At 40.4% G+C, this 1,608-nt stretch carries 2 protein-coding genes; both read right to left on the reverse strand.

Going from position 1 to position 1,608, the window contains the following annotated elements:
- Positions 1-303 precede the first annotated feature (303 nt).
- Positions 304-1,269 (reverse strand): zinc-binding alcohol dehydrogenase family protein, encoded by a 966-nt coding sequence (locus GRP75_RS26380; RefSeq protein ID WP_160790824.1) that lies wholly within the window; start codon positions 1,267-1,269, stop codon positions 304-306.
- Positions 1,266-1,608, reverse strand: a 343-nt coding sequence (locus GRP75_RS26385) for an ABC transporter permease (RefSeq protein WP_160790825.1), incomplete at its 5' end; no start/stop codon positions are given. The genes GRP75_RS26380 and GRP75_RS26385, both read right to left, overlap by 4 nt.

Raw genomic sequence — 1,608 nt, forward strand, 5'->3', positions numbered from 1 at the left:
TCTTTATTTCTAAGGGGTAACTCACTCTCGTTGCCAACGTAAAAACACCTCCAAGGTTATCTCCATATCTTACGACATGGCTCGATTCTCTTGAAGGTGTTTTGATTTGTCTCACGTTATGGGGTCACTCCCTCTATAAATTATGGTGTAAGGCCTCTTTCACTGATATCGCTTGAATATTTTTTCAAACATAAGATTTTTGAATTTAATTTTATTAATGATCTGGCACATTTAGGCTTGCATCACGTTCTAGAGAACATCAATAACGATGTGTCACTACCCTTGAAATCTTAATCTTCTGAACTAATCGTTCAAAATTACGATCTTACCATTCGCATCATTACTCTCCATTAAAAGATGAGCTTCCCGGATTTCTTCTAGCTTGAAAACTTTAGCAATCGGCGGAACAATTCCATGTTCTTTAATATGATTGAACAGGTCGATTAGTACGTTTTCTTTGATAACTTCACTTGTAAATACCGTAAAATAAACACCTGTCGGTATATCAATTAACGGTTCAAAGGAATCAAGTGTCCATTCATTTCCCAGTATCCCTGACATGCATAAGGTCCCTTGCTCTGAAACCAGTTGCAATGATTCCTTTATTGTAACGGTACCGACCAACTCCAGGACCTTGTCTACGCCATTTGGAGCGATTTTATAAACTTCTTTTGTAAAATACTCATCATCGAGTAAAGCAAAGTCTGCTCCAGCCTGCTGAAGATATGCTAGCTTTCCGTTGTTCCGAGTGGTTGATATGACTGTGGCGCCTGTACTTTTTGCTAGCTGAAGGGCAGCCAGACCAACAGAACTCGTCCCACCGCGAATGAGAAGCACTTCGTCAGCAGTTAATTGGAGACATTCGAATAAGGACGCATACGCCGTATAATACATTTCTGGAATTGCAGCGAGCTCAGTCCATTTCATTTCAATTGGAATGGAATAAACCTGTTTTGAAGGAATCAAAACATATTCAGCATAACTTCCATCAAATTCTCGGCCTAATCCCCCCATTAATGAAGCAACACGCTCCCCTTTTTGAAATGTGCTGTCAGATGGATCTTCGATCTGCCCTATGCATTCAATACCAATAATCCGTGGGAATTTGACGGATAGGGAATGTCCCTGTCTTGTAAACATTTCAGAGCGGTTTATTCCAAAAGCTTTGATCTTAACAAGTACCCAACCTGGTTTAACTTTGGGGATTGGAACTTCTTTTATCTTTAGTTCTTCAGGTTTACAGGCCCTTTCCAGTACAACAGCCTTCATAAAAGTGATCTCCCCGATCCAATGTAGATTCGTTTTTCAAACTGAATGAATACTGCATTCGTTCCAATAGCGAGACACGCTGACAATACACTTCCCCACAGAATCTTATCTATATTCATGGTTCGTAAGCCATCATTTAATATCGAGCCTAATCCGCCTGCATTTATAAATGCTGCTATAGTCGCCATTCCAACCGTAGATACGGATGCTAGCCTTAATCCTGTAAAAAGAGCTTTGATGGCCAAAGGCACACGAACATGAAGCAATACCTGAATACGGCTCATACCAAGCCCAGTGGCTGCCTCAATAATAGACTGTTCAACATGATTCAAACCTGCA

Source organism: Paenibacillus sp. OT2-17, from assembly GCF_009827695.1.
Taxonomy (GTDB): domain Bacteria; phylum Bacillota; class Bacilli; order Paenibacillales; family Paenibacillaceae; genus Paenibacillus; species Paenibacillus polymyxa_B.

What these genes read in the sequence shown, in the direction of transcription:
- GRP75_RS26380 (WP_160790824.1), bottom strand. Translation starts at nt 1,269, where the DNA reads ATGAAGGCTGTTGTACTGGAAAGGGCCTGTAAACCTGAAGAACTAAAG.